We start from the raw sequence: 2,161 nt of genomic DNA on the forward strand, positions 1-2,161 counted from the left end.
GCGGGTCCGGCCGCGGCGACCGCTCCCGCGACCAGCGTCAGGCCGATCACGGCGCTCGCCAGCCGCCGGAGGGGGCCGCTGCTCCTGCTGTCGCTTCCGGTGGTGCGGTTCATGGCAGGCTCCTTCTGCCGGACGCCGGGGGGCGGACGGCTGGACGGTTTTGGGGACGGGGGTGCCCCGGGCGTGCGGGGGGGCCGGGACGCGCGCGGCGCGTGACAGTGACGCGTGACGTACGGGCCCGGCGGTACGGCCGGGCGGTACGAGCGGTCGGTGCTGCGGCACCGCGCGCGCCGTGGAGGGTGGGGCGGGCGCGGCGCCGGTCGGCGGGCCGGTCGGTCAGGAGAGCCCGGCGGGTGCGACGGGCGCTCTTCGGTCGGTGCTGTGCGGTGCGGCTGTGCGGTAGGTGCTGTTCAGGGGGCGGGCCGCGGTGTGCGGTTACGGGTCAGATGTCCAGCCACTCCTCGACGAAGGCGGTCACCCGGCCCGCGACCGCCTCCAGGATCGCCTTGCCGTCCTCGGCGCTCGCCCGGCGCGGGTCGCCGAGCACTCCGTTCTCGCTGAGCCGGTCGTAGCGCACGGTGAGCGCGGGGTGGTTCACGCCACGGGCCAGCCGGGAGAGCGGATCGAGCTGTCCGGTGGACGTCGTCCCGGCGGCCAGCCGGTCGGCGTGCACCAACTGCGGTGCGAGGTAGAGCATCTGGGCGGTCTCGGCCTCTCCGCTGTGACCGTGCACCTCGCTGACACCCATTTCCGTGACGACGTCGGCGGCCAGCGCGGTGACGGGGGTCCAGGCGAACTGGAGGTCGGGGTGGGTGGTGAGCAGGTCCTGCGCCACCGTGGTCAGGGTGGCGTTGTTGCCGCCGTGACCTGTCACCACGAGAATCTTCCGCCAGCCGTGCCGGTAGAGGCTTTCCACGTACTCCCGCACCACCGCGGCCAGGGTGGTCGTGGTCAGGGTGACCGTGCCCGCGAAGGCCAGGTGGTGCGGGGAGACGCCGATCGGCAGCGGCGGGCCGATCACCACGCGCCCGGGGAGCCGGGCCGCCACGGCGTCGGCCACGCCTTCGGCCCGGATCGTGTCCGTGGCCATCGGCATGCCGGGCCCGTGCTGTTCGCACGCGCCGGCCGGGATGATCACCACCGGGCTGGCCGTGACGGCGGCGGCCGCCTCGACCGTGGTCATCTCCGCCAGCCGGGCCGGCCGTCCGGTGCTCATCGGCCCTCCCCGGCGACGGAGGACGACGTACCCGTGGACCGTGGAGCCGGGAGGTCGGGGTCGGGGAAGTCGGCGGCGAGGATCGCCGTGCGGATGGCGGCGAGGTGGGTACGGGTCAGCCGCTCGGCCGCTTCCGCGTCACCGTCCCGTACCGCCTCGAAGATCTCCACATGCTCGGCGTGGTCCCGCGCACGGTCGTTGTAGCGGTGCCGGATCTCGACCTGCTCACGCGCCCGTACCTGGAGCAGTGCCTCGACGGCCTCGCGCAGCAGCGCGTTGCCGCTGGCGGCGGCCAGCGCCACATGGAAGTGCACCGGCAGCGGCGCCTGACCCTGCGGCGGATGTAGCGCGTTGACGGCCGCCGCCTCCAACTGCCGTACCGCCGCGGGCTCGCGGACCCGCGCCGCCGCTGCCGCCACGGCGGGCTCCACGACCAGCCGTGCTTCGACGAGTTCGAGGACCGAGCGCCGACTGGCCCGGGGCAGATGGGGGTTGGCGAGCAGCCGCCGCTCACTGCCTGGCCCCACATACGTCCCCGAACCGTGCCGGAACTCCACCACGCCCGTGGCCTCCAGCCTGCGCAAAGCCTCGCGGACCGTGGGCGTGGTGACGTCGAACCGGCGGGCCAGGTCACGGGAGGACGCCAACGCGTCTCCCGGAACCAGCCGTTCGGTCCGGATGATCTCGACGATGCTGTCCGCCAGATGCTCGGACAGTGACCCTTCACTGCGACTCATAAAGTGAATAGATCACTTGATCTCTCAGGGTGTCAATGCTCCTGACAGGATCGGACCGTGGTTCGTCAGGCGGTCAGTTCCTGGTGCAGCGCCTCGCGCAGCCGGGCCGCGCGCTCGGACACCTCGGCGGGACCGAGGTCCATGGCGCGGGCGCACCAGCGCTGCCCCTCGGTCAACTCGCCCCTGCGGGCGGCCAGCAGGGCAAGGC

Annotated in this window: 2 protein-coding genes; both read right to left on the reverse strand. The window is 73.5% G+C overall.

Annotated elements, in window-relative coordinates; all coding sequences use genetic code 11:
* Positions 1–442: 442 nt before the first annotated feature.
* Positions 443–1,216, reverse strand: coding sequence for a creatininase family protein (locus HY68_RS04470; RefSeq protein ID WP_041984650.1), 774 nt, complete (start codon positions 1,214–1,216; stop codon positions 443–445).
* Positions 1,213–1,953, reverse strand: coding sequence for an FCD domain-containing protein (locus tag HY68_RS04475; RefSeq protein WP_041984654.1), 741 nt, complete (start codon positions 1,951–1,953; stop codon positions 1,213–1,215). The genes HY68_RS04470 and HY68_RS04475 overlap by 4 nt, the downstream gene beginning before the upstream one ends.
* Positions 1,954–2,161 lie beyond the last annotated feature (208 nt).

The organism is Streptomyces sp. AcH 505 (assembly GCF_000818175.1).
In the GTDB taxonomy this organism is placed as follows: domain Bacteria; phylum Actinomycetota; class Actinomycetes; order Streptomycetales; family Streptomycetaceae; genus Streptomyces.

What these genes read in the sequence shown, in the direction of transcription:
- HY68_RS04470 (WP_041984650.1), bottom strand. Translation starts at nt 1,216, where the DNA reads ATGAGCACCGGACGGCCGGCCCGGCTGGCGGAGATGACCACGGTCGAG.
- HY68_RS04475 (WP_041984654.1), bottom strand. Translation starts at nt 1,953, where the DNA reads ATGAGTCGCAGTGAAGGGTCACTGTCCGAGCATCTGGCGGACAGCATC.